The following is a 24473-nucleotide window of genomic DNA, read 5'->3' on the forward strand; positions in this document are numbered from 1 at the left end:
GGATTTCCGCCGGGGAAGCAGGCCGGTAAGGATTACCGGCCCGGCAGTTTACAGCTGAGCGAAGCAGCGGCGTGCCGCTTCTACCGTGCGCTGGATATCTTCCTGGCTGTGCGCCAGAGACATAAAGCCAGCCTCAAAGGCAGACGGAGCCAGGTAAACGCCTTCCTCCAGCATCAGATGGAAGAAGCGTTTGAAGCGGTCCACGTCGCACTTCGTCACATCGTCATAGCAGGTCACGCTGTCGGCGGCGGTGAAGAAAATTCCGAACATGCCGCCCACGTGATTGACCACCAGCGGGATGTTTTCCGCTTTTGCCGCCGCCAGCAGGCCGTCACACAGCTGGTCGGTCAGCGCGGTCAGGGTGGCGTGTGTGCCTGGCTGGGCGATTTGTGTCAGGCAGGCAAAACCGGCCGCCATCGCAATCGGGTTGCCGGAAAGCGTACCCGCCTGATAGACCGGTCCGGTTGGTGCCAGCGCTTCCATCACGTCACGACGTCCGCCGAACGCGCCCACCGGCATGCCGCCGCCGATGATTTTACCCAGACAGGTCAGATCGGGCGTCACGTTGTAATGCGCCTGCGCGCCACCCAGCGCAACGCGGAAGCCGGTCATCACTTCATCAATGATCAGCAGCGCGCCAAACTCGTCACACAGCGCGCGCAGGCCTGGCAGGAAATCAGGCTGTGGCGGAATGCAGTTCATGTTGCCGGCAACCGGCTCCACGATGATACAGGCGATATCGTCCGGATACTGCTCAAATGCAGCGCGCACCGAGGCCAGATCGTTATAAGTGCAGGTCAGGGTATGACGGGCAAAATCTGCCGGTACACCCGGTGAGTTCGGCTGGCCCAGCGTCAGTGCGCCGGAGCCGGCTTTCACCAGCAGGCAGTCGGCATGGCCGTGATAGCAGCCTTCAAACTTGATGATTTTGTCACGACGGGTGTAGCCGCGGGCGAGACGAATCGCGCTCATGGTGGCTTCGGTGCCGGAGTTCACCATACGCACCATATCCATGCTGGGCACCAGCTCGCACACCAGGGCGGCCATTTTCACTTCCATCTCGGTCGGCGCACCAAAGCTCAGGCCGCGCACGGCCGCTTCGGTCACCGCATCGCGAATGGCGGCGTTGTTGTGCCCCAGCACCATCGGGCCCCATGAGCCCACATAGTCGATGTATGCTTTGCCATCGGCGTCATACAGCCAGGCGCCATCGGCGCGTTCGATGAACAGCGGTACGCCGCCCACACCGGTAAAAGCACGTACCGGAGAGTTCACGCCGCCGGGGATCAGGCGTTGCGCTTCGGCATACAGGTTTTCTGACTTACTCATTGTTCGGCTCCTGCTGTTCTGCAAAAAAGTGCCGCCATTCTACGGGAATTCCCGCCTGCGGTGAAAGGCAGGCAGCCGCGAAAGCAGCGGTCAACGCTATACTTTACCCCATATCTGGCGGCACGCAGTGTCAAGGACGGTACTTGATTGCACCGGACGGCTGGCAGATAATAGCGAAATTGAGGTCGTTTTCTGACCTGGACGTTTACCCGGAGTAAAAGATGAGTGACGACGTAGCAGCGCTGCCTTTGCAGTTCACCGATGCAGCAGCGAAAAAAGTGAAAAACCTGATTGCGGATGAAGAGAATCCGGCGCTGAAACTGCGCGTATACATCACCGGCGGCGGTTGCAGCGGCTTTCAGTACGGTTTTACCTTTGACGATCAAATGAACGACGGCGACATGACCATCGAGAAGCAGGGTGTTTCGCTGGTGGTTGATCCGATGAGCCTGCAGTACCTGGTTGGCGGCTCGGTGGATTACACCGAAGGACTGGAAGGCTCACGCTTTATCGTGACCAACCCGAACGCCAAAACCACCTGCGGCTGCGGCTCCTCCTTCAGCATCTGATCCTCCGCGGGCAGCCATCCTGGCTGCCCGTTTTACCACTCTATCGTCACTAAGCGTGCGGTTTCATGGCGCTGCGCATCGCGGCTCAGCACGCGTTGCGTGATGCGCGGCTGGGCGCTGGCCTGTTTCCCACAGTCAACTGCCGGCAGTGCGGCGGTATCCGGGCGCGCAATCGCGCAGCGGGAATAGATTGTCAGCGAAACGGCAATCGAGCCAGTGGTGGTCGCCGCCGCAGCAGATGCGGCGATCGTCAGCCCGATGACCATCAGCAGTGCTCTGATCATGAAAAATTCCTGGTGTTGTAAAAAGCGCACGCGGCGCAAATGGGCGCAGAGCATACGTGGCTGCTGCGCCTTATAGTGAGAATTACGACAAAATCGGCTGAATCTTTACGCTTAGTCTGGCTTTTTTTTCGCCGGGTGCAGCGCCTGACACAACGCGCCGGCGGCCAGCAGCAGGCGGGGGCCGGGACGGCTCAGCCAGTCATCATTGATGGCGATAACCGGCACGCTGAGCTGCGGCTGCCAGAACTGCGCGACGCTGGCAGCACGGGCGGCATCGCCGCCAATAACAATGGCCTGTGGATGACGCGCCAGCACCTGCTCGCGGCTCACCTGCGGCCAGCTCACCGGGCTGTCGGCAAAGATATTGCGTCCGCCGCACAGCGTAATGATCTCATTTTGCAGCGTATTACGTGCAGCGGTGAACAGCGGCTGCTGGCCAAACTGCAGAAACAGCGGCACCGGGGTTTGCTGCTGATACTGCTGACGCAGCGCTGCAGCCTGCCTGCGCAGCGTCTGCGCGGCCGCCACCGCCTGCTGCGGGTGCGGGCTCCACACCTGCAGGCGGGTGAGGGTGTTAATCATCTGGTCGAGGCTCTGCGGATCGATCCATTCCACCCGGACACCGAGACGCTGCAGCTGCTCGATTTGCCGCTGCGGATTGCCGCCGCGCCACGCCAGCACCACATCCGGTTTCAGTTGCAGAATACGTTCTGTCTTGATGCCCTGCCAGCTGGCAACCTGTTCCAGCGTTCGCGCAGCGGCAGGGTAATCAGAGTAGGCGCTGACGGCCACCGGTGTAATGCCGGCGGCAAAAGCCAGCTCCGTCAGGTGCGGAGAGAGCGTGATAACGCGCGGTGTGGCGGCCAGCAGGCTATGGCACAGTAGCACCAGCCCGCACAGCAGCCATTTAGCCACGCGTCAGCTGCGCCAGCAGGTTTTCAACCATCAGCGAAGACTGACGGGCGGCCACGCTGAGGAATTCTTCGAAGCTCAGGTGCGAGGCTTTGTCAGCCACGTCAGAAATGGCGCGCACCACCACAAACGGCACGCCGAACTGGTGGCAGACATGGCCAATCGCCGTGGCTTCCATCTCTACCGCAATCGCCTGCGGGAAAGTCTGACGGATGCGCGCCAGTGGCTCGGCCCCGTTGATGAAGGCATCGCCGCTGACCACCAGACCGCGCACTGCGTTGAGATTCAGTTGGTTAATCACCTGCTCTGCGGCAGTAATCAGCGTCTCATCGGCGGCAAATGCCGCCGGGCAGCCCGCCATCTGGCCGGGTTCATAACCAAAAGCGGTGACGTCAGCATCGTGATAGCGCACGGCATCCGATACCACAATATCGCCCACCTGCAGCGTGGCTGCCAGGCCACCCGCGGAGCCGGTGTTGATCACCACATCCGGTTTGCACAGCTGCAGCAGCAGCGTGGTTCCGAGCGCGGCAGCGGTCTTGCCGATACCGGATTTCAGCAGGGCGACGTCAACGCCATTCAGCGTTCCGGTGTAAATTTCGCAGCCGGCCAGCGACAGCGTCTGGCGGTTTTCAATTTTGTCACGCAGCAGCGTAACTTCCTGCTCCATCGCGCCAATAATGCCTGCTTTCATAAAGAATCTCGCTGTAGTTATGGATGTATAAGGCTAAAGTGAGGCATAGTCTATCATGGCTGACTGAGGATGAATTCACGAAAAAATAAGGGGTAAAGATGGCGCCGATCAATTTCAGGAAGAAGATCAGTTTCACCCGCCCTTATACCAGTCGCAAAGATCCGGAAGGGGAATATTTAATTACCCGTCACTTTGAAAGCGATCGCGGACGCATCATTAATTCTGCCGCGATCCGCCGCCTGCAGCAGAAAACCCAGGTTTTTCCGCTGGAGCGCAATGCCGCCGTGCGGTCACGTCTGACCCATTCGCTGGAGGTACAGCAGACCGGGCGATACATCACCAAAGAGATTCTTCACACCCTGCAAACGCAGGGCGGCGGCCTGGCGGCCTATGGGCTGGACGGCTTTGAAGGCGCGGTGGAGAGCCTGGTGGAGATGGCCTGTCTGCTGCATGACGTGGGCAATCCGCCATTCGGCCACTTCGGGGAAGCGGCCATCAACGACTGGTTTGAAGATAACCTGCCGGCAGAACTGGTCGATCCGCTGGTCGCGGGCGTAGCGGACGAGACGCAGCGCGCCGATTTTGACCGACTGAATGCGATGATTCGTCAGGATTTGTGTAATTTTGAAGGCAACGCGCAGGCCATTCGCCTGGTGCACACGCTGCTGCAGCTTAATTTAAGCTATGCGCAGGTGGCCTGTATTCTGAAATATACCGCTCCGGCCTGGTGGCAGGGCGATAAGCCGGCGGCATTCAGCGTGCTGATGAAAAAACCGGGCTTTTATTTATCCGAGCGTGAATATGTGGCTGAGCTACGCGCGGCGACGAATATCGCTGAGCATCATCGCTTCCCCCTGACCTGGATAATGGAAGCCGCGGACGATATCTCTTATTGCATTGCCGATCTGGATGACGCCGTAGAAAAAGATATTTTTAACGTAGAGACGCTGTATCAGGCGCTGCTGGCGATCTGGGGCACGGTGAAACCCGGTGATGCATTCAGCCGGACGGTGGGCGAGGCCTGGAAAGAGGCTAATCAGAAAAAACGCCGCAGCACCAGCGATCAGTTTTTTATGTCGCTGCGGGTCAATGTGCAGAACATATTAGTCAGCCACGCCGTGCGCCGCTTTGTTGATAATCTGCCGGCGATTTATGACGGCAGTTTTAATCACGCGTTACTGGAAGATGATGGCGAAGAGGGGCGACTGCTTTCATTATTTAAAACGGCCGCACGCCAGCGGGTATTTAATCATCCGGAAGTGGAACAGCTGGAATTACAGGGTTACCGCGTCATCAAGGGGCTGCTGGAAATATATCAGTCGCTGATGCAGCTGGATTACGAACAATTTACCCGGCTGATGAATGACGATTTCCTGGCGCAGCATCCTATTGAAACGCGGTTGTTTCATAAACTTTCCGGCAAGCATTGTAAGGCATATCAGCAGCAAATGCGCACGCTGATCGTTGAGCATAAATATCAGCGGCTGTTGTGGGAGCGTTATTATCGTTCCCGCCTGATTCAGGATTACATCAGTGGCATGACCGATAATTATGCATGGGATGAGTACCGGCGTTTGATGGCGGTGGAATAAGCGCAGTTTTGTAAAGACAGCGCATAAATTTTTACCTTTGCCTTAAACTTTCACAGGAACTTCGCGCTAAAAACTGACTCTCATCATCACGACCACAGCAATGGTCAGGCCGTCATTTTCAGAGAGATACAGAAGAATGAAAAAAAGCACCTTAATGTTAAGTGCGCTGACGCTGAGTCTGGGCATGGCATTCAGCCCTGTCACGGTTTTCGCGGCGGAAACAGCGTCGTCCTCCAGTCAGCAGCTGCCCAGCCTGGCACCGATGCTGGAAAAAGTTATGCCGTCGGTTGTCAGCATCAGCGTTGAAGGCAGCACGACGGTAAAAACACCGCGCATGCCGCAGCAGTTCCAGCAATTCTTTGGCGATAACTCCCCCTTCTGTCAGGACGGATCGCCGTTCCAGGGTTCACCGATGTGCCAGGGTGGCGGCGGTGATGGCAGCGATGACGGTGGCGGCGCGCAGAAACAGCAGTTCCGCGCGCTGGGTTCCGGCGTCATTATTAACGCAGACAAAGGCTATGTGGTGACCAATAACCACGTGGTCGATAACGCCACCAAAATTCAGGTTCAGCTGAGCGACGGCCGTCGCTACGACGCCAAAGTTATCGGCAAAGATCCGCAGTCTGACATCGCGCTGATTCAGCTGCAGGATGCGAAGAACCTGACGGCCATCAAAATGGCGGATTCTGACAACCTGCGCGTCGGGGATTATACCGTCGCCATTGGTAACCCTTACGGCCTGGGTGAAACCGTGACCTCGGGGATTGTCTCTGCGCTGGGCCGCAGCGGTCTGAACGTAGAGAACTATGAAAACTTTATTCAGACGGACGCCGCCATCAACCGCGGTAACTCCGGCGGCGCGCTGGTGAACCTGAACGGCGAGCTGATTGGCATTAACACCGCGATTCTGGCGCCGGATGGCGGCAATATCGGTATCGGCTTCGCCATCCCCAGCACAATGGTGAAAAACCTGACGACGCAGATGGTGGAGTACGGTCAGGTGAAACGCGGTGAGCTGGGCATTGTCGGGACAGAACTCAACTCCGAACTGGCGAAAGCGATGAAAGTGGATGCCCAGCGCGGTGCCTTCGTCAGCCAGGTGCTGCCGAACTCGGCGGCGGCAAAAGCCGGCGTCAAACCTGGTGATGTGGTGGTCTCCATGAACGGTAAACCGCTTACCAGCTTCGCCGCGCTGCGTGCTGAGGTTGGTTCACTGCCGGTAGGGACCAAACTGCAGCTGGGGCTGCTGCGTGAAGGCAAACCGGTTAGCGTGACGGTCGAACTGCAGCAGAGCACCAAAGACAAAGTCGCATCGGCGACCATCTATACCGGTATTGAAGGGGCCGATCTGAGCAATGTCGACAGCAACGGTCAGAAAGGCGTACGCGTCGACAGCGTCAAAGCGGGCAGTGCTGCGGCGCGTATTGGTCTGAAGAAAGGCGATGTGATTCACGGCGTCAATCAGCAGCCGGTCGCGAATCTGGGCGAACTGCGCAAAATCCTTGATACCAAACCGTCTGTACTGGCACTCAATGTCCAGCGCGGCGACAGCAGTCTCTATCTACTGATGCAGTAAAAGGCAGCGTGAGGATAACAGGCGAGCTTCGGCTCGCCTTTTTTGTTGCTGCGCGCCGGCTAAACGGCGACACACTGAATGTGACGGTGACCGCAATTCCCGCAATCTTCCGCTTGGTATGTGCAAATGCACAATGCCACGCGCTGAGCGGATGCGTATTCTGAGCATCGGTTCTTTTTCGGGAGTAACGGATGGCCACCTACCATTTCGATGCGCGACTGGCTCAGGATATTGTTGCCCGTACCATGCGAATCATTGACAGCAATGTCAATGTGATGGATGCCCGCGGTCGCATCATCGGCAGTGGCGACCGCGAGCGCATTGGTGAATTGCACGAGGGCGCCCTGCTGGTGCTGTCGCAGGGCAGGGTAGTCGACATCGACGAAGCGGTGGCCAAACATCTGCACGGCGTACGCCCGGGCATCAACCTGCCGCTGCGCATCGACGGCGACATTGTTGGCGTTATTGGCCTGACCGGCCAGCCGGGTGCCCTGCGCCACTACGGCGAGCTGGTGTGCATGACTGCCGAGATGATGCTGGAACAGGCACGTCTGCTGCACATGCTGGCACAGGACAGCCGGCTGCGTGAAGAGCTGGTGCTGAACCTGATTCGCAGCGAAACCCTTTCTCCCGCCCTGAGCGAGTGGGCGCAGCGGCTGGGCATCGATCTCAATCAGCCGCGTGTCGTCGCGGTAGTGGAAGTGGACAGCGGCCAGCTTGGCGTGGACAGCGCCATGTCGGAACTGCAGCAGCTGCAGACGCTGCTCACCACGCCGGATCGCGATAATCTGATTGCTATCGTCTCGCTGACGGAAATGGTGGTACTGAAACCGGCGCTGAATGCACATGGCCGCTACGATCAGGACGATCATCGCCGCCGCGTTGAGCAGCTTCTGCAGCGCATGAAAGAGAGTGGCCAGGTACGGATGCGCATTGCTCTCGGTAACTTTTTCACCGGCCCCGGCAGCCTTGCCCGCTCGTATCGCACGGCGCGTACCACCATGATGGTAGGCAAACAGCGGATGCCGGAGCAGCGCAGCTTTTTTTATCAGGATCTGGTGCTGCCGGTGCTGCTGGATAGCCTGCGCGGCGGCTGGCAGGCCAATGAGCTGGCGCGTCCGCTGGCGAAACTCAAAAGCATGGATAACAACGGCCTGCTGCGCCGTACGCTGGTGGCTTGGTTCAGCCATAACGTTCAGCCCGGTGCCACGGCAAAAGCGCTGTTTATTCACCGCAATACGCTGGAGTATCGTCTTAATCGTATTGCGGAGCTGACCGGCCTGGACCTCGGCAACTTTGACGATCGGCTGCTGCTGTACGTGGCGCTGCAGCTGGATGAGCAGGCATAAAAAAAGCCAGCACAGGCTGGCTTCAGGCAGCAGGCCGGCTTAGCGGCCGTTGCGGGTCAGCTGATCCAGATCGGATTCAATTTCCGCAATTTTGTTCGAGACCACGTTTTCCAGATGGCGCAGGTCAGCGAGGATTTTGCGCTTCAGATCCACTTCCACCTGGTCGCGCTGGCAGATCTGATCCAGTTCATCAATGACGTAACGCAGATTCGGGCTGATCTCCTGGATCTCTTTATATCCCTGGGTGGTATGGTCAGCGACGACAGTTTTGCGCTGACGCGGATATTTGAACTTCACGCTTTTGGCGAAAAATTCACCTTTATCCTTACGGAAGTAGATTTTCAGGATGTCGTTGCTGGCTTCCTGACGCAGGCTGTAACGGTCAATATCTTCAGGATTGCTGATACCTAAGCTTTTCAGGTTGTCGTACATAGCGTTTATATTCCATCTGAGTGAGGTGAGCGCGCAGGACTTTCATCATCATTCGGCTGCGGCGAACAGGCAGCAACCAGAACGCTTACGGCAGACTTAATCAACTGTAGACACAAAAACCGGGATGAACAGTGCGCGACCGGAGTTAACTGGCGCGGATTATGAACTGTTTGAAAAACAAACGCACCAGTTAATTCGCGGCGCGAAACAGGTAATCTATCTCGAAGTGTAAAGAAAAAATGACGGGCCTGCTGACAGGCCCGGAGCAGAGAAAAGCGGGTGCAAAAAGCGCTTAGTCGATGGTGCGCAGCAGTTCGTTGATACCGGTTTTCGCCAGCGTTTTGGCATCCACTTTCTTCACGATCACCGCACAGTACAGGCTGTAGCTGCCATCTTTTGACGGCAGGTTACCGGACACCACCACGGAGCCTGCCGGCACACGGCCGTAGTGAATCTCACCGGTTTCACGATCATAAATTTTGGTGCTCTGACCGATGTAGACGCCCATGGAGATCACTGAGCCCTCTTCGACGATAACGCCTTCTACGATCTCGGAACGCGCACCGATAAAGCAGTTGTCTTCGATGATGGTGGGATTCGCCTGCAGCGGCTCCAGCACGCCGCCAATGCCTACGCCGCCGGAGAGGTGGACGTTTTTACCGATCTGCGCACAGGAACCCACGGTGGCCCAGGTATCCACCATGGTGCCTTCATCGACGAACGCACCAATGTTGACATAAGAAGGCATCAGCACGGTGTTGCGCGCAATGAAGGCACCCTGACGTACTGCGGCGGGCGGCACCACGCGGAAACCTGCCGCTTTAAAATGTGCGTCATCCCAGCCGGCGAACTTCATCGGCACTTTGTCGTAAAAGCGGGTTTCTGCGCCTTCCATCACCTGGTTGTCGTTGATGCGGAACGACAGCAGAACTGCTTTCTTCAGCCACTGATGCGTTACCCACTCACCGTTGATCTTTTCAGAGACGCGCAGTTCACCGCTGTCCAGCAGGCCAATAACCTGGTTGATGGCGTCACGGGTCGCGCTGTCCACGCTGGCGGGCGTAATGTCGGCGCGGCGCTCAAAGGCAGCTTCGATAACGTTCTGTAACTGTTGCATAATCTATTCCTGAGTCTGTCATAGCGGATGCCCGGCTGCGCCGGACATGAATCAAAAAATCTACCTGAATGCTGACGGGTAGGTCACACTTTATCGTTTGGATTAAGCGCTTCTGTCAACCGTTGTTGCAACACATTGCGCATTTCCGCGCCCAGCGCGCGGCGTTCGCTATCGGCAAGGATAAATAAATCCTCCACGCGCTCGCCGATGGTGCTGATGCGCGCGCCGTGCAGCGAGACCCCTAAATCCGCAAACACTTCGCCTACACGCGCCAGCAGGCCGGGCTGATCCAGCGCCACCAGCTCCAGATAGCTGCGGCGGTCGGTGTGGGTGGGCAGGAAATTGACCTCGGTATCCACGCTGAAATGCTTCAGCCGTGATGACGGCCGGCGCGTTCGCGGCGGCACCCATTGCGTCTGGGTGATGGCCTGCTCCAGCGCCTGGATAATCAGCGCATGGCGATCGGCAGCCAGCGGACTGCCGTCCGGCTCCAGCACAATAAAGGTATCCATGGCCATGCCGTCGCGACTGGTGAAGATCTGCGCGTCATGCACGCTGAGATTGCGGCGGTCGAGTTCGCCTGCCACGGCGGCAAACAGGTAAGGGCGGTCCGGGCTCCAGATAAAGATTTCCGTGCCGCCGCGCGTGGCGTGCGGGCTGACCAGCACCAGCGGCTTACGCAGATCGTGATCGATAAGATGCCGCGCATGCCAGGCCAGCTGGTTGGGCGTGTGGCGCAGAAAGTAGTCGGCACGACAGCGGCTCCAGATATGATGCAGCCGCTCCTCGTTAAGGTTTTCCATGCGCAGCAGCGCCAGCGCCTGCAGGCGGTGATGGCGCACGCGTTCACGCAAATCGGGGCTGTTTTCCATGCCGCGACGCAGCTGTTTCTCGGTCGCGAAAAACAGTTCACGCAGCAGGCTCTGCTTCCAGCTGTTCCACAGGCTTTCATTGGTGGCGCAGATGTCAGAAACGGTCAGGCACACCAGGTAGCGCAGCCGGTTCTCATTTTGCATCACTTCGGCAAACTGCTGAATGACCGTCGGGTCCTGAATATCGCGCCGCTGGGCGGTAACCGACATCAGCAGGTGGTGGCGCACCAGCCAGGCGACCAGCTGGGTTTCGCGCGAATTAAGGCCGTGCAGCTCGGCAAACTCCAGTGCGTCCTGCGCACCGAGAATCGAGTGATCGCCGTTGCGTCCTTTGGCGATATCGTGCAGCAGCGCGGCCATCAGCAGCAACTCCGGCTGCGGCAGGCGCGGCCACAGCTCCACGCACAGCGGGTGCATCGGGCGCGTGGCTTCATCGGCAAAGCTCTCCAGCTTCTGCAGCACGCGGATGGTGTGCTCATCCACGGTGTAGGCGTGGAACAGATCGAACTGCATCTGGCCGACAATATTGCCCCACAGCGGCGTATAGGCCCAGAGCACGCTGTGACGGTGCATTGGCAGCAGGGCGCGTTTCACCGCGCCCGGGTGGCGCAGGATCGCCATAAACGTGCGGCGCGCTTCGGCAATCTGACACAGCGGCTGTTTCAGATGGCGGCGCGCATAGCGCAGCTGCCGCAGCGTAGTGGAGTAAATGCCGGTGATGTGCTCGTTGCGCACCATCACATAAAACATGCGCAGAATGGCCTGCGGCTCGCGCTCAAACAGCGTGGGATCGCGCAGGTCGATCAGCGTGCCGCGCAGCTGAAAATCGTCATCAAGGCTGCGCGGTTTTTCGGTCGTGGACAGCGCCAGAATCGCCTCGTCGAACAGCTGCAGCAGCATCTGGTTCAGCTCGCCGATGCGGCGCGTGACGCGGTAAAAATCCTTCATCATGCGCTCGACCGGCGCGTTGCCTTCACCCACATAGTTCAGGCGCTGCGCCACGTTTAACTGGCGGTCAAACAGCAGGCGGTTATCGTAGCGCGGCAGCGTCAGATGCAGCGCAAAGCGGATGCGCCAGAGAAAGGTCTGACATTCGTTGATTTCGTTACGTTCAGCTTCGGTGAGAAAGCCAAAGCCGACCATCTCATCCATGGTGGTGGCACCAAAATGACGGCGGGCCACCCACTGTAACGTGTGAATGTCGCGCAGGCCGCCGGGGCTGCTTTTGATATCAGGCTCCAGGTTGTAACTGGTGCCGTGGTAACGCTGATGACGCTCCTGCTGTTCGGCAATCTTGGCGGCGAAGAAGCGCGAAGAGGGCCAGAAGCCATCGCTGAAAATGTTTTTCTGCAGCTCCAGAAACAGCGCCACGTCGCCCGTCAGCATGCGTGATTCAATCAGGTTGGTGGCCACCGTCAGATCGGAAAGCCCCTCCAGCAGACACTCTTCCAGCGTGCGCACGCTGTGACCGACTTCCAGCTTAAGATCCCACATCAGCGTCAGCAGCGCGGAGGTGCGCTGGGCCGCATCATCATTCAGCGGCTGGCGGCTGAGGATCAGCACGTCGATATCGGACAGCGGGTGCAGTTCACCGCGGCCATAACCGCCCACTGCCACCAGCGCAACCTCGCTCATCTGGTCGAAACCAAAAAAGCGCCACAGGCGACGCAGCAGACGATCAATAAACAGCGTGCGCGCATCGATCAGCGATTCAACGTCGGTGCCGGCGTCAAAAGCGGTGCCGAGATGCTGCTGAAACTGTTCGAGATACTGCCGGAGCGTGTCGCGCGTCAGCGCCTCATCAGGCCAGCTGGCGGGGGAATCGGTCAGGCCTTTGTGTACTGCTTCAGTCACGCTACCACTCATTGACTTGCCTCGTCTGCGCCATAAAAAAAGCCGGCAATAAGCCGGCCTGTTATCAACATGGAGATGAATTACGCGTTGTTTTCCAGCACTGCCGGAATCGTGTCGTCGGCACGCAGCGTCAGAATCTCACAGCCGTTTTCAGTCACCACAATAGTATGCTCATACTGCGCGGACAAGCTGCGATCTTTGGTTTTCACCGTCCAGCCATCCTTCATGGTGCGGATGCGATAATCGCCGGCGTTGACCATCGGCTCAACGGTGAAGGTCATGCCAGCCTGCAGCACCACGCCGCTGTCGTCAGCATCATAGTGCAGCACCTGAGGCTCCTCATGGAAGCCTTTGCCAATGCCGTGACCGCAGTATTCACGTACCACGGAGAAATCCTGCGCTTCGACATACTGCTGAATGGCGCGGCCGAGTTCACGCAGGCGAATGCCCGGCTTCACCAGACGCAGCGCAAGGTAGAGGCTTTCCTGCGTGACGCGGCACAGGCGCTCGCCCTGAATGGTCGGTTTGCCCACGATAAACATCTTCGAGGTGTCGCCGTGGTACTCATCTTTGATTACCGTGACATCCACATTGACGATGTCGCCATCCTTCAGCACGCGGTCGTCGCTGGGAATGCCGTGACACACCACTTCGTTCACCGAAATGCAGACTGATTTCGGGAAGCCGTGATAGCCAAGACAGGCTGAGATCGCCTGCTGTTTCTGCGTGATGTGGGCGTGACAGAGACGATCCAGTTCGCCAGTGGTGACGCCGGGCACTACGTGCGGGGCGATTATTTCCAGCACCTCAGCGGCCAGACGGCCCGCCACGCGCATTTTTTCGATTTCTTCCGGGGTTTTGATTGAAATGGCCATTAAATATTCCGCAATCGCCGATTTTTTCGACAATAATGAGTTCTGTGGCAGCCATGTTAGCAGTCAGCAAATGGGCTGCCAAATCGGGATTACTCTGCGGTTTGCGCGCTAACAACTGTTGGCGTATTCCTGCGCATTATGGTATAAAGCGCGCCGACGATTCTCTGTCACTTCGTCTGAAGCGGCAGGAAACGCATAAATCTCATTATGTGTACTAAAACACACATGTATCGACACATACGCCGGGGTGCCTTGAAAGAGGTCGGTTGTATGGGATACATGGAGGCCCAACCCCAAATAAACTTAGAGGTAATCATGGCAACTGTTTCCATGCGCGACATGCTCAAGGCTGGTGTTCACTTCGGTCACCAGACCCGTTACTGGAACCCGAAAATGAAGCCATTCATCTTCGGCGCACGTAACAAGGTTCACATCATCAACCTTGAGAAGACTGTACCAATGTTCAACGAAGCTCTGGCTGAGTTGCAGAAAATTTCTTCTCGTAAAGGCAAAATCCTTTTCGTTGGTACTAAGCGCGCTGCTGCCGAAGCGGTAAAAGAGTCAGCACTGAGCTGCGACCAGTTCTTCGTTAACCACCGCTGGCTGGGTGGTATGCTGACTAACTGGAAAACCGTTCGTCAGTCAATCAAACGCCTGAAAGATCTGGAAACTCAGTCTCAGGACGGTACTTTCGACAAACTGACCAAGAAAGAAGCACTGATGCGTGCTCGTGAGCTGGCCAAGCTGGAAAACAGCCTGGGCGGTATCAAAGATATGGGCGGTCTGCCGGATGCACTGTTCGTTGTTGACGCTGACCACGAACACATCGCCATCAAAGAAGCAAACAACCTGGGTATCCCGGTATTTGCTATCGTTGATACCAACTCTGATCCAGACGGCGTTGATTTCGTTATCCCAGGTAACGACGATGCGATCCGTGCTGTAAGCCTGTACCTGACTGCTGTCGCCACGACCGTGCGCGAAGGCCGTTCTCAGGACCTGGCTGAGCAGGCTGAAGAAGCGTCTTTAGAAAACGCTTAATAAGGTTCGCTCTTTCTGAGAGCCCTTAGACATCAGATGTGATCTGTTAAGGGGCCGTGAAGGCCCCTTTATTTATCTCACTTTGTCACGCTCCCGCTGCGGGCTGGCGGGGCAAAGTAAATTTTCCGCAACAAGTTTCTGACAGTGTGAAAGCACACAGAGACGAATCGAGGATTCTGGAATGGCTGAAATTACCGCTGCATTGGTAAAAGAACTGCGTGAGCGTACTGGCGCAGGCATGATGGACTGCAAAAAAGCGCTGACCGAAGCGAACGGCGACATCGAGCTGGCGATCGAGAACATGCGTAAGTCTGGTGCGATCAAAGCTGCTAAGAAAGCAGGCAACGTGGCTGCTGACGGCGTGATCAAAACTCAGATCGCTGAAGGTTTCGGCGTCATTCTGGAAGTGAACTGCCAGACTGACTTCGTGGCAAAAGACGCAGGTTTCCAGGCCTTTGCTGACAAAGTGCTGGCTGCGGCTGTTGCAGGTAAAGTGACTGATGTGGAAGTTCTGAAAGCGCAGTTCGAAGAAGAGCGCGTAGCACTGGTTGCGAAAATCGGTGAGAACATCAACATCCGTCGTGTTGCTATCCTGGAAGGTGCTGAGCTGAACAGCTACCAGCACGGCGCACGTATCGGCGTTCTGGTTTCTACCCAGGGTGCTGACGAAGAGCTGAGCAAGCAGGTTGCGATGCACGTTGCAGCCAGCAAGCCAGAGTTCGTGAAGCCAGAAGACGTTTCTGCTGACGTGGTTGAGAAAGAGTACCAGGTACAGCTGGACATCGCGATGCAGTCTGGCAAGCCAAAAGAGATCGCTGAGAAGATGGTTGAAGGCCGTATGAAGAAATTCACCGGCGAAGTCTCTCTGACCGGTCAGGCTTTCGTTATCGACCCATCTAAAACTGTTGGCCAGGCGCTGAAAGAGAAAAACGCTGACGTCATCAACTTCATCCGCTTTGAAGTGGGCGAAGGCATTGAGAAAGTTGAAGCTGACTTCGCAGCAGAAGTTGCTGCAATGTCCAAACAGTCTTAATGATTTGCCGGAACCGCCGAGAGGCGGTTCTTTTTTGTCTGCGTTTTGGCGCAGCCGTTTTTCAGTGTCATCCCAATAGCTTTTCTCACGCGTTAAGCGGATGATCAATCAGATTTAACTTCTCATTCATCTTATCTTCCAGGAAGAATTGACCATGGCGACCAACGCAAAACCTGTATATCAACGTATCTTACTGAAACTGAGTGGCGAAGCACTGCAGGGTGCTGAAGGTTTTGGTATCGACGCGAGCGTGCTTGACCGTATGGCGCAAGAGGTGAAAGAGCTGGTTGAGCTGGGCATTCAGGTTGGTGTGGTGATTGGTGGCGGTAACCTGTTCCGTGGCGCAGGCCTGGCACAGGCAGGGATGAACCGCGTGGTCGGTGACCACATGGGGATGCTGGCAACCGTGATGAACGGCCTGGCCATGCGTGATGCGCTGCACCGTGCTTACGTGAACGCCCGTCTGATGTCGGCGATTCCACTGAATGGCGTATGTGATAACTACAGCTGGGCTGAAGCGATCAGCCTGCTGCGTAATAACCGCGTCGTGATCTTCTCTGCCGGTACCGGCAACCCGTTCTTTACCACCGATTCTGCAGCCTGCCTGCGCGGCATCGAAATTGAAGCGGACGTGGTACTGAAAGCCACCAAAGTGGATGGCGTCTACTCAGCCGATCCGGTGAAAAATCCGGATGCAACGCTGTACGATCAGCTGACCTATGCTGAAGTGCTGGATAAAGAGCTGAAAGTGATGGATCTCGCCGCGTTTACGCTGGCCCGCGACCATCAGCTGCCGATCCGCGTTTTCAATATGAACAAACCTGGCGCACTGCGTCGCGTTGTGATGGGTGAAAAAGAAGGCACCCTGATTACGCATTAATACCCGACGCGGGATAAAATAAGGTATATTCTTTGGGCGCGTAGCCATTGCGGCGCGCCTTTACCCGTCATTATCTGCGTTGTCGCCAGCGAGCCAGCAATGTGGAGCAGGGCGGGTTATTACCCTGCATTACTGGCATTGCAGAAAGGCGACAAGGGCGTGAATCACCGGGCGCTGACATCGGTCAGTAACCGGTGTGAAGGCACGCCGTCAACGCCTCTGCAGCGCGAAGTATGACGGGTAGATTACCCTAAATAATTCGGGTTGCAGAAAGGCGACAAGGGCATGAATCACCGGGCGCTGACATCGGTCAGTAACCGGTGTGAAGGCACGCCGTCAACGCCTCTGCAGCGCGAAGTATGACGGGTAAGAGGATGATCGATGTTTATCGATACCACTCCGACACACTCGGAACTGGCCAGGTCAAACCGAATCCAAGGGTTTCAACGTGATTAACGATATTAAAAAAGATGCTGAAACGCGCATGGACAAATGCGTGGAAGCATTCAAAAACACCATCAGCAAAGTGCGCACCGGTCGTGCTTCACCTTCGCTGCTCGACGGCATTGTCGTGGAATATTACGGCACGCCAACTCCGCTGCGTCAGCTGGCGAGCGTCACGGTAGAAGATTCCCGTACGCTGAAAATCAACGTGTTCGATCGCTCGATGGGCCCGGCCGTTGAGAAGGCCATCATGGCATCCGATCTGGGTCTGAATCCAAGCTCAGCCGGCAGCGACATTCGCGTGCCACTGCCTGCACTGACCGAAGAGCGTCGTAAAGATCTGATCAAGATTGTGCGTGGTGAAGCCGAGCAGGGCCGTGTCTCCGTACGTAACGTGCGCCGTGACGCCAACGACAAGATCAAAGCGCTGCTGAAAGACAAAGAGATCAGCGAAGACGACGAACGTCGCTCGCAGGAAGAGATCCAGAAAATGACCGACGTTCGCATCAAACACGTTGATGCTGCGCTGGCCGAGAAAGAAAAGGAACTGATGGAGTTCTGATTCCATCCTTCCTGTGTATACCCGTCGCACGTCAGGTTCGCTGTGCGGCCCGGAAAGACGGGTATGAAACGCCGTTCAGAGACGTTGTACGACTCTGGCGGCGTTTTACATTGTGCCCGGCGTTGTTGCGGGCGCGTCCACGACTTCACAGGGATAGCAAGATGAAGCGATTAACACTGCTGGGTTCAACCGGCTCGATTGGCACCAGCACGCTGGCGGTGGTTGCCGCTAATCCGGATCTCTATCAGGTCACCGCGCTGGTGGCGGGTCAGAACGTGGCGCTGATGGCTGAACAGTGTCAGCAATTCACACCGCGCTATGCCGCGATGTCAGATGAAGCCTCCGCGGTCGCACTGCGTGAGCGACTGAAAGCACTCAACCTCCACACCGAAGTGCTCTCCGGCGTTCAGGCTGCCTGTGAACTCGCTGCGCTGGATGAGGTGGATCAGGTCATGGCCGCCATTGTGGGCGCCTCCGGTCTGCAACCGACGCTCGCGGCCATTCGCGCCGGTAAAACCGTGCTGCTGGCCAACAAAGAATCCCTTGTCACCTGCGGCCGCTTGTTTATGGAGGCGGTACGCCATCATCAGGCACAGCTGCTGCCGGTAGACAGCGAGCACAATGCCATTTTTCAGAGTTTGCCCGCTTCCATACAGCATCAGTTGGGGTACGCTGATCTGCGGGAGAACGGCATAGAGTCGATTCTTCTTACGGGATCGGGTGGTCCTTTTCGTGACACGCCGCTGGCCGATCTGGCGAAAATGTCGCCGGATCAGGCCTGTGCGCATCCGAACTGGTCAATGGGGCGGAAAATCTCTGTTGATTCGGCCACCATGATGAATAAAGGTCTGGAATACATTGAAGCCCGCTGGCTGTTTAACGCTTCCGCGGCGCAAATGGAGGTCATCCTGCATCCGCAGTCGGTGATTCACTCCATGGTGCGCTATTGTGACGGAAGCGTGCTGGCCCAGCTGGGTTCGCCCGATATGCGCACGCCAATCGCCCACAGTATGGCCTGGCCGGCTCGTATTGCGGCCGGCGTGACGCCGCTGGATTTCACCCGAATGACAGCGCTGACGTTTGCGGAGCCGGATTACGACCGCTATCCCTGCCTGAAGCTGGCCATCGATGCCTGCTCAGCCGGGCAGGCAGCCACCACGACGCTGAATGCAGCAAACGAAGTGGCCGTCGCCGCCTTTCTGCAGCATCAGATTCGCTTCACCGCGATTGCGGCCATCAACAGTGAAGTGCTGGCAACCCTGCAGTGTCAGGAGCCGGGCAGCATTGATGATGTGCTGGAGATTGATCGTTCTGCGCGGGCGCGGGCGGCAGAACTGCTGCCGCGCTTTGGTTTAGCAGGATGATTGTCCTGGCTATTTGTTCGCTCAGGGTGAAAATGGTATAGTCGCTCGCTCGCGTTTTACGGCCCGACATTGTTTCGATGTCATCCGGCAAATTGCCGGCGTTTGCCGCAGGCGCAATGTATTCAGAAACCACAGCATTTCTGATGAAAGGAATTATTACGCGTTATGTCGTCCAACAATCACAATACAATCGATGACGAGTCGTACTGTACGCCGCGTCACGTGGCCATCATTATGGATGGTAATGGTCGCTGGGCAAAAAATCAGGGCAAACTGCGTATTTCAGGCCACAAAGCCGGCGTAAAATCCGTACGCCGGGCGGTCAGCTTTGCGGTCAGCCGCAAGCTGGAAGCGCTTACGCTTTATGCGTTCAGCAGTGAAAACTGGAGCCGTCCGGTACAGGAAGTGACTGCCCTGATGGAACTGTTTGTCTGGGCACTGGACAGCGAAGTCAAAAGCCTGCACAAACACAATGTGCGACTGCGCGTGATTGGCGATATCAGCCGGTTTAATAACCGCATTCAGGAACGTATTCGTCGCGCCGAGGAACTGACTCAGCAAAATAACGGACTGACCCTCAACATTGCTGCCAACTATGGCGGACGTTGGGATATTATCCAGGGTGCCAGAAAACTGGCCGAACAGGTTCAGGAAGGGCTGTTGCGTCCTGACCAGATAACCGAAGAAAGCCTTGCTCCCTATCTGTGTATGCAGGAGCTGGCGCCAGTGGATTTAGTGATAAGGACCGGGGGAGAGCATCGGATTAGCAACTTCCTGCTGTGGCAAATCGCCTATGCTGAATTTTGGTTTACCGATGTTCTCTGGCCTGATTTTGATGAACACGTTTTTGAAGGTGCACTGAATGCATTCTCTCTGCGGGAGCGACGCTATGGCGGCGCTGCACCAGGCAGCACCTGAGCAACCTGGGGGTAACCTTTGCTGAAGTCTCGTCTGATCACCGCGTTTATTTTAATTCCGCTGGTGATCGCTGCATTGTTCTGGTTACCGCTGTCCGGTTTTGCGATTACCACCATTATCATCTGCATGCTTGCCGCCTGGGAATGGGGGCAACTGGCAGGCATGGCAACGCGTCAGCAGCGTGTCTGGCTGGCGTTGCTGTGTGGTCTGCTGCTGGCGGGCATGCTGTTCTTCCTGCAACCCTATCAACGTAATCTGCATCAGTTCCAGGTGGAAGGCTCGCTCTGGGCCTCGCTGTGCTGGTGGATTGTCGCCCTGTTCCTGGTGCTGTTTTATCCGGCCTCGGCTGCGCTGTGGCGCGGCTCACGCCCGCTGCGACTGCTGTTTGGCATTCTTACCGTGGTACCGTTTTTCTGGGGTATGGTGGCGCTGCGTCAGTATCACTATGAGACCGACCACTTCGCCGGTGCCTGGTGGCTGCTGTTTGTGATGTTTCTGGTGTGGGGCGCGGATTCCGGCGCCTACATGTTCGGGCGCCTGTTCGGTAAGCATAAGCTGGCCCCGAAAGTCTCTCCGGGCAAAACCTGGGAAGGATTTTTTGGCGGCCTGCTCTCTTCGGCGATTATCGCCTGGCTGTTCGCGCTGCTGGCGCCGCTGGCGGTTGCGCCGGGCACGCTGGTGATCTGCGCGGTGATTGCCACGCTGGCTTCCGTGCTCGGCGACCTCACGGAAAGCATGTTCAAACGCGAAGCCGGTATTAAAGACAGCGGCAACCTGATCCCCGGTCACGGTGGCATTCTTGATCGCATTGACAGCCTGACTGCGGCGGTGCCGGTGTTTGCCTGCCTGTTGCTGCTGGTGTTCCGCACCCTCTGAGGACAGGCGAAGATGTTAAGCATACTCTGGAGTTTTGTCGCCTTTATCGTTGCGCTTGGCGTACTGATTACCGTGCACGAGTTCGGCCACTTCTGGGTGGCGCGGCGCTGCGGCGTGCGGGTTGAGCGCTTCTCCATTGGCTTCGGTAAAGCGCTGTGGCGCCGTCACGATCGTCAGGGCACGGAATACGTTATCGCGCTGATCCCGCTCGGCGGCTATGTGAAGATGCTGGACGAACGCGTTGAGAGCGTACCAGCGGAGCTGCGCCACCAGGCCTTCAACAACAAAACCGTGCTGCAACGCGCCGCCATCATTGCTGCCGGGCCCATCGCCAACTTCATCTTTGCCATCTTCGCCTACTGGGTGGTGTTCATCCATGGCGTACCGGGCGTACGTCCGGTTGTCGGTGAAATTCTGAACGGTTCCGTTGCTGCCGAAGCGCAAATTACGTCCGGCATGGAACTTAAAGCGGTTGACGGTATCGAAACGCCTGACTGGGATGCTGTGCGCATGGCGCTGATGGGTAAAATCGGTGACAAAAGTGCCACGCTGACCGTCTCGCAGTTTGGTGAACAGGCGACGCAGCAAAAGCAGGTTGATCTGCACGACTGGCAGTTCGAGCCAGACAAGCAGGATCCGGTAGTGGCGCTGGGCATTCGTCCGCGCGGGCCGCAGATTGAAACGACGCTGGCAGAAGTGCAGGCGAACTCACCGGCAAGCGCTGCCGGTTTGCAAGCCGGCGACAGGATCGTTAAAGTCGATGGTCAGCCTGTGACCCAGTGGCAGGCATTTGCCGCTCAGGTGCGCGATAATCCTGGCCATAACATGGCGCTGCAGGTGGAGCGCAACGGGGAACCGCTGGCGCTGACGCTGACGCCGGAAGCCAGACCAGGCAACAAGGCAGAGGGGTTCGCGGGAGTGATTCCACGCGTCATTCCACTGCCGGATGAGTACAAAACGGTAAAACAGTACGGACCTTTTGCCGCGATTGGCGAAGCCAGTGTCAAAACCTGGCAGCTGATGAAGCTGACGGTCTCCATGCTGGGCAAGCTGATTACCGGGGACGTAAAGCTGAATAACCTGAGCGGGCCAATTTCGATTGCGCAGGGCGCCGGGTTATCCGCTGAGTACGGGTTGATTTATTACCTGATGTTCCTGGCGTTAATCAGCGTTAACCTGGGGATTATTAATCTGTTCCCCTTGCCGGTTTTAGATGGTGGACATCTGCTCTTTCTGGCGATCGAAAAGATCAAAGGGGGACCGGTGTCCGAGCGAGTTCAGGACTTCAGTTATCGCATTGGCTCAATACTGCTGGTGTTATTAATGGGGCTTGCACTTTTCAATGATTTCTCTCGTCTGTAACTGCCGGAACGCAGACAGGCGCGGGATGTGTTAGGAAAACGCATAACAACGATGGCGATGAAAAAGTTGCTCATAGCGTCGCTGCTGTTCAGCAGCGCCACCGTTTACGGTGCAGACGATTTCGTAGTGAAGGACATTCATTTCGAAGGTCTCCAGCGAGTCGCCGTCGGCGCGGCTCTGCTCAGCATGCCGGTACGCGTCGGTGATACGGTGAATGATGATGACATCAGAAACACCATTCGTTCACTGTTCGCCACCGGTAACTTTGAAGATGTTCAGGTTCTGCGCGACGGCACAACCCTGATTGTTCAGGTGAAAGAGCGTCCGACCATTGCCAGCATCACTTTCTCCGGTAACAAAGCGGTGAAAGAAGACCAGCTGAAGCAGAACCTGGAGGCATCCGGCGTGCGCGTGGGCGAAGCGCTTGACCGCACCACGCTCTCAGCGATTGAGAAGGGCCTTGAAGACTTTTACTACAGCGTCGGTAAATACACCGCCAGCGTCAAAGCCATTGCGACGCCGCTGCCGCGTAACCGTGTTGATCTGAAATTCGTCTTCCAGGAAGGCGTTTCGGCCAAAATTCAGCAGATCAACATCGTTGGCAACAAAGCGTTCAGCTCGGATGAACTGATCTCCCGTTTCCAGCTGCGTGACGAAGTGCCGTGGTGGAACGTGGTTGGCGATCGTAAATACCAGAAACAGAAACTGGCAGGCGACCTCGAAACCCTGCGCAGCTTCTATCTGGATCGCGGTTATGCGCGTTTCAACATTGATTCGACGCAGGTCAGCCTGACGCCGGATAAAAAGGGCATCTATATCACCGTTAACATCAACGAAGGCGATCAGTACAAGATTGCCGGCGTGATTGTGAACGGTAGCATGGCGGGCCATTCCGCAGAAATCGAACATCTGACGCAGATCCCGAGTGGCGAGCTGTACAACGGCACCAAAGTCACCCAGATGGAAGATGACATTAAAAAACTGCTGGGTCGCTACGGCTATGCCTATCCGCGCGTGATGACGCAGCCGGAAATCAACGACGCAGACAAGACGGTCAAGCTGCACATTAATGTGGATGCCGGTAACCGCTACTACGTGCGTAAAGTGCGCTTTGAGGGTAACGACACCTCGAAAGATGCAGTGCTGCGTCGCGAAATGCGTCAGATGGAAGGCGCATGGCTGGGCAGCGATCTGGTAGACCAGGGCAAAGAGCGTCTGAACCGCACCGGTTATTTTGAAACCGTGGATGTGGATACGCAGCGCGTGCCAGGCTCACCCGATCAGGTTGACGTGGTGTACAAGGTTAAAGAGCGTAACACCGGTACCTTTAACTTTGGCGTGGGCTACGGCACCGAGAGTGGCGTCAGCTTCCAGGTGGGTGTCACCCAGGATAACTGGCTCGGCACCGGTAACACCGTTGGCATCAGCGGCACCAAAAACGATTATCAGACCTATGCCGAATTCTCACTGACCGATCCGTATTTCACGGTAGACGGCGTGAGTCTGGGCGGACGCGTCTTCTATAACGACTTCAAAGCGGATGACGCCGACCTCTCTGACTACACCAACAAAAGTTACGGTGTGGACGGGACGCTGGGCTTCCCGGTTAACGAGAACAACACGCTGCGCGTGGGCCTGGGTTATGTGCATAACGACCTGTCCAATATGCGTCCGCAGGTGGCGATGTGGCGTTACCTGGATTCCGTTGGCCGTCATCAGGGGCTGAACAAAGACGGCGATTTCTCTGCCGACGACTTCACCTTCAACTACGGCTGGACGTACAACACGCTGGACCGCGGCTTCTTCCCGACGCGCGGTAACCGGACCAACCTGAACGGCAAAGTGACGATTCCGGGCTCCGACAACGCGTTCTACAAAGCGACGCTGGATACCCAGCAATACGTGCCGCTGAACCGTGACGGTACCTGGGTGGTGCTGGGCCGCGGCCGCGTCGGCTACGGCGACGGTATCGGCAGTAAAGAGATGCCGTTCTATGAGAACTTCTATGCAGGGGGTTCCAGCACGGTACGTGGCTTCCAGTCCAATACCATTGGTCCGAAAGCGGCTTATCTGAACGATCGTTCATCGACCTGTAACCTGACCGATCCTAACGGCATCTGTAAATCGGATGACGCGGTCGGCGGTAACGCCATGGCGATTGCCAGCCTTGAGCTGATCACGCCAACGCCATTCCTGAGCGAGAAGTATGCTAACTCAGTGCGTACGTCGGTATTTATGGATGCCGGTACGGTGTGGGATACCAAATGGCAGAACACCGCCGAAACCCGCGCGGCGGGCATCCCGGACTACAGCGATCCAAACAACATCCGCGTCTCTGCGGGTCTGGCGCTGCAGTGGATGTCACCGCTTGGACCACTGGTATTCTCCTACGCACAGCCAGTGAAGAAAGTTGAGGGAGATAAAGCAGAACAGTTCCAGTTTAACATTGGTAAAACCTGGTAATGTTCTGAGCACGGAAGCAGTATCGAAGTACGGCATCGCGCCTCAGCCAGCACGCTGGCCGGCCGATGCAAACAC

The 24473-nt window shown here is 56.8% G+C and carries 21 protein-coding genes; 13 read left to right on the top strand and 8 right to left on the bottom strand.

Annotated elements, in window-relative coordinates:
* Positions 1–48: 48 nt before the first annotated feature.
* Positions 49–1329, bottom strand: a complete 1281-nt coding sequence (gene hemL, locus D8B20_RS03575) for a glutamate-1-semialdehyde 2,1-aminomutase (protein ID WP_145887186.1) — start codon at positions 1327–1329, stop codon at positions 49–51.
* Positions 1330–1550: 221 nt separating this feature from the next.
* Here hemL and erpA point away from each other — a divergent pair, with 221 nt between their 5' ends.
* Positions 1551–1898: an iron-sulfur cluster insertion protein ErpA gene (gene erpA, locus D8B20_RS03580; protein WP_145887188.1), complete on the top strand. Its 348-nt coding sequence runs from the start codon at positions 1551–1553 to the stop codon at positions 1896–1898.
* A gap of 32 nt (positions 1899–1930) precedes the next feature.
* Here erpA and D8B20_RS03585 read toward each other — a convergent pair whose 3' ends face one another.
* The 3 genes from D8B20_RS03585 to mtnN all read right to left on the bottom strand — a co-directional run bounded on the left by D8B20_RS03585 (position 1931) and on the right by mtnN (position 3788).
* Positions 1931–2182 (bottom strand): hypothetical protein, encoded by a 252-nt coding sequence (locus tag D8B20_RS03585; RefSeq protein WP_145887190.1) that lies wholly within the window; start codon positions 2180–2182, stop codon positions 1931–1933.
* A gap of 111 nt (positions 2183–2293) precedes the next feature.
* The gene (gene btuF / locus D8B20_RS03590) at positions 2294–3097 is read right to left on the bottom strand and encodes a vitamin B12 ABC transporter substrate-binding protein BtuF (protein ID WP_145887192.1); all 804 of its coding nucleotides are present in this window, start codon (positions 3095–3097) and stop codon (positions 2294–2296) included.
* Positions 3090–3788, bottom strand: coding sequence for a 5'-methylthioadenosine/S-adenosylhomocysteine nucleosidase (mtnN, locus tag D8B20_RS03595; protein ID WP_145887194.1), 699 nt, complete (start codon positions 3786–3788; stop codon positions 3090–3092). Before mtnN ends, btuF begins: the two co-directional genes overlap by 8 nt.
* A gap of 98 nt (positions 3789–3886) precedes the next feature.
* Between mtnN and dgt the strand changes: the two genes are divergently transcribed.
* The 3 genes from dgt to D8B20_RS03610 all read left to right on the top strand — a co-directional run bounded on the left by dgt (position 3887) and on the right by D8B20_RS03610 (position 8305).
* Positions 3887–5380, top strand: a complete 1494-nt coding sequence (gene dgt / locus D8B20_RS03600) for a dGTPase (protein ID WP_145887196.1) — start codon at positions 3887–3889, stop codon at positions 5378–5380.
* Between the two features lie 136 nt (positions 5381–5516).
* Complete coding sequence (gene degP / locus D8B20_RS03605; RefSeq protein WP_145887198.1) at positions 5517–6956, top strand: serine endoprotease DegP; 1440 nt, start codon at positions 5517–5519, stop codon at positions 6954–6956.
* Positions 6957–7147: 191 nt separating this feature from the next.
* Entirely contained in the window at positions 7148–8305 is a 1158-nt protein-coding gene (locus D8B20_RS03610; RefSeq protein WP_145887200.1) for a CdaR family transcriptional regulator, read from the top strand.
* Between the two features lie 39 nt (positions 8306–8344).
* Here the strand turns inward: D8B20_RS03610 and D8B20_RS03615 are convergent, their stop codons facing one another.
* The 4 genes from D8B20_RS03615 to map form a co-directional block, all read right to left on the bottom strand.
* A complete protein-coding gene (locus D8B20_RS03615) occupies positions 8345–8737 on the bottom strand; it encodes a DUF3461 family protein (RefSeq protein ID WP_145887201.1) in 393 nt (130 codons plus the stop codon).
* A 292-nt stretch (positions 8738–9029) separates the two neighbouring features.
* Positions 9030–9854 (bottom strand): 2,3,4,5-tetrahydropyridine-2,6-dicarboxylate N-succinyltransferase, encoded by an 825-nt coding sequence (gene dapD, locus D8B20_RS03620; protein ID WP_145887203.1) that lies wholly within the window; start codon positions 9852–9854, stop codon positions 9030–9032.
* Positions 9855–9937: 83 nt separating this feature from the next.
* Complete coding sequence (glnD, locus tag D8B20_RS03625) at positions 9938–12592, bottom strand: bifunctional uridylyltransferase/uridylyl-removing protein GlnD (RefSeq protein WP_145887205.1); 2655 nt, start codon at positions 12590–12592, stop codon at positions 9938–9940.
* 68 nt (positions 12593–12660) lie between these two features.
* The gene (gene map, locus D8B20_RS03630; RefSeq protein WP_145887207.1) at positions 12661–13455 is read right to left on the bottom strand and encodes a type I methionyl aminopeptidase; all 795 of its coding nucleotides are present in this window, start codon (positions 13453–13455) and stop codon (positions 12661–12663) included.
* A 315-nt stretch (positions 13456–13770) separates the two neighbouring features.
* On the opposite strand from map, the gene rpsB reads away from it, so the two are divergent.
* From rpsB to bamA, 9 genes are all read left to right on the top strand, one after another.
* Entirely contained in the window at positions 13771–14496 is a 726-nt protein-coding gene (rpsB, locus tag D8B20_RS03635; RefSeq protein ID WP_145887209.1) for a 30S ribosomal protein S2, read from the top strand.
* Positions 14497–14677: 181 nt separating this feature from the next.
* Positions 14678–15529, top strand: a complete 852-nt coding sequence (tsf, locus tag D8B20_RS03640) for a translation elongation factor Ts (protein ID WP_145887211.1) — start codon at positions 14678–14680, stop codon at positions 15527–15529.
* A gap of 154 nt (positions 15530–15683) precedes the next feature.
* Entirely contained in the window at positions 15684–16409 is a 726-nt protein-coding gene (pyrH, locus tag D8B20_RS03645) for a UMP kinase (protein WP_145887213.1), read from the top strand.
* 448 nt (positions 16410–16857) lie between these two features.
* The gene (gene frr, locus D8B20_RS03650; RefSeq protein WP_145887215.1) at positions 16858–17415 is read left to right on the top strand and encodes a ribosome recycling factor; all 558 of its coding nucleotides are present in this window, start codon (positions 16858–16860) and stop codon (positions 17413–17415) included.
* A gap of 161 nt (positions 17416–17576) precedes the next feature.
* Complete coding sequence (ispC, locus tag D8B20_RS03655; protein ID WP_145887218.1) at positions 17577–18779, top strand: 1-deoxy-D-xylulose-5-phosphate reductoisomerase; 1203 nt, start codon at positions 17577–17579, stop codon at positions 18777–18779.
* Between the two features lie 165 nt (positions 18780–18944).
* Positions 18945–19697: a (2E,6E)-farnesyl-diphosphate-specific ditrans,polycis-undecaprenyl-diphosphate synthase gene (gene ispU, locus D8B20_RS03660; protein WP_145887220.1), complete on the top strand. Its 753-nt coding sequence runs from the start codon at positions 18945–18947 to the stop codon at positions 19695–19697.
* An 18-nt stretch (positions 19698–19715) separates the two neighbouring features.
* A complete protein-coding gene (gene cdsA / locus D8B20_RS03665; protein WP_145887222.1) occupies positions 19716–20573 on the top strand; it encodes a phosphatidate cytidylyltransferase in 858 nt (285 codons plus the stop codon).
* A 12-nt stretch (positions 20574–20585) separates the two neighbouring features.
* Positions 20586–21935, top strand: a complete 1350-nt coding sequence (rseP, locus tag D8B20_RS03670) for a sigma E protease regulator RseP (RefSeq protein WP_145887224.1) — start codon at positions 20586–20588, stop codon at positions 21933–21935.
* A 51-nt stretch (positions 21936–21986) separates the two neighbouring features.
* On the top strand, positions 21987–24398 hold the full coding sequence (bamA, locus tag D8B20_RS03675) for an outer membrane protein assembly factor BamA (RefSeq protein WP_145890381.1): 2412 nt from the start codon (positions 21987–21989) through the stop codon (positions 24396–24398).
* Positions 24399–24473 lie beyond the last annotated feature (75 nt).

Origin of the sequence: Candidatus Pantoea soli (genome assembly GCF_007833795.1) — a bacterium.
Lineage (GTDB): Bacteria > Pseudomonadota > Gammaproteobacteria > Enterobacterales > Enterobacteriaceae > Pantoea > Pantoea soli.

What these genes read in the sequence shown, in the direction of transcription:
- D8B20_RS03610 (WP_145887200.1), top strand. Translation starts at nt 7,148, where the DNA reads ATGGCCACCTACCATTTCGATGCGCGACTGGCTCAGGATATTGTTGCC.
- pyrH (WP_145887213.1), top strand. Translation starts at nt 15,684, where the DNA reads ATGGCGACCAACGCAAAACCTGTATATCAACGTATCTTACTGAAACTG.
- glnD (WP_145887205.1), bottom strand. Translation starts at nt 12,592, where the DNA reads ATGAGTGGTAGCGTGACTGAAGCAGTACACAAAGGCCTGACCGATTCC.
- erpA (WP_145887188.1), top strand. Translation starts at nt 1,551, where the DNA reads ATGAGTGACGACGTAGCAGCGCTGCCTTTGCAGTTCACCGATGCAGCA.
- D8B20_RS03615 (WP_145887201.1), bottom strand. Translation starts at nt 8,737, where the DNA reads ATGTACGACAACCTGAAAAGCTTAGGTATCAGCAATCCTGAAGATATT.
- dgt (WP_145887196.1), top strand. Translation starts at nt 3,887, where the DNA reads ATGGCGCCGATCAATTTCAGGAAGAAGATCAGTTTCACCCGCCCTTAT.
- bamA (WP_145890381.1), top strand. Translation starts at nt 21,987, where the DNA reads ATGGCGATGAAAAAGTTGCTCATAGCGTCGCTGCTGTTCAGCAGCGCC.
- rpsB (WP_145887209.1), top strand. Translation starts at nt 13,771, where the DNA reads ATGGCAACTGTTTCCATGCGCGACATGCTCAAGGCTGGTGTTCACTTC.
- mtnN (WP_145887194.1), bottom strand. Translation starts at nt 3,788, where the DNA reads ATGAAAGCAGGCATTATTGGCGCGATGGAGCAGGAAGTTACGCTGCTG.
- D8B20_RS03585 (WP_145887190.1), bottom strand. Translation starts at nt 2,182, where the DNA reads ATGATCAGAGCACTGCTGATGGTCATCGGGCTGACGATCGCCGCATCT.
- map (WP_145887207.1), bottom strand. Translation starts at nt 13,455, where the DNA reads ATGGCCATTTCAATCAAAACCCCGGAAGAAATCGAAAAAATGCGCGTG.
- ispC (WP_145887218.1), top strand. Translation starts at nt 17,577, where the DNA reads ATGAAGCGATTAACACTGCTGGGTTCAACCGGCTCGATTGGCACCAGC.
- rseP (WP_145887224.1), top strand. Translation starts at nt 20,586, where the DNA reads ATGTTAAGCATACTCTGGAGTTTTGTCGCCTTTATCGTTGCGCTTGGC.
- degP (WP_145887198.1), top strand. Translation starts at nt 5,517, where the DNA reads ATGAAAAAAAGCACCTTAATGTTAAGTGCGCTGACGCTGAGTCTGGGC.
- hemL (WP_145887186.1), bottom strand. Translation starts at nt 1,329, where the DNA reads ATGAGTAAGTCAGAAAACCTGTATGCCGAAGCGCAACGCCTGATCCCC.
- dapD (WP_145887203.1), bottom strand. Translation starts at nt 9,854, where the DNA reads ATGCAACAGTTACAGAACGTTATCGAAGCTGCCTTTGAGCGCCGCGCC.
- tsf (WP_145887211.1), top strand. Translation starts at nt 14,678, where the DNA reads ATGGCTGAAATTACCGCTGCATTGGTAAAAGAACTGCGTGAGCGTACT.
- ispU (WP_145887220.1), top strand. Translation starts at nt 18,945, where the DNA reads ATGTCGTCCAACAATCACAATACAATCGATGACGAGTCGTACTGTACG.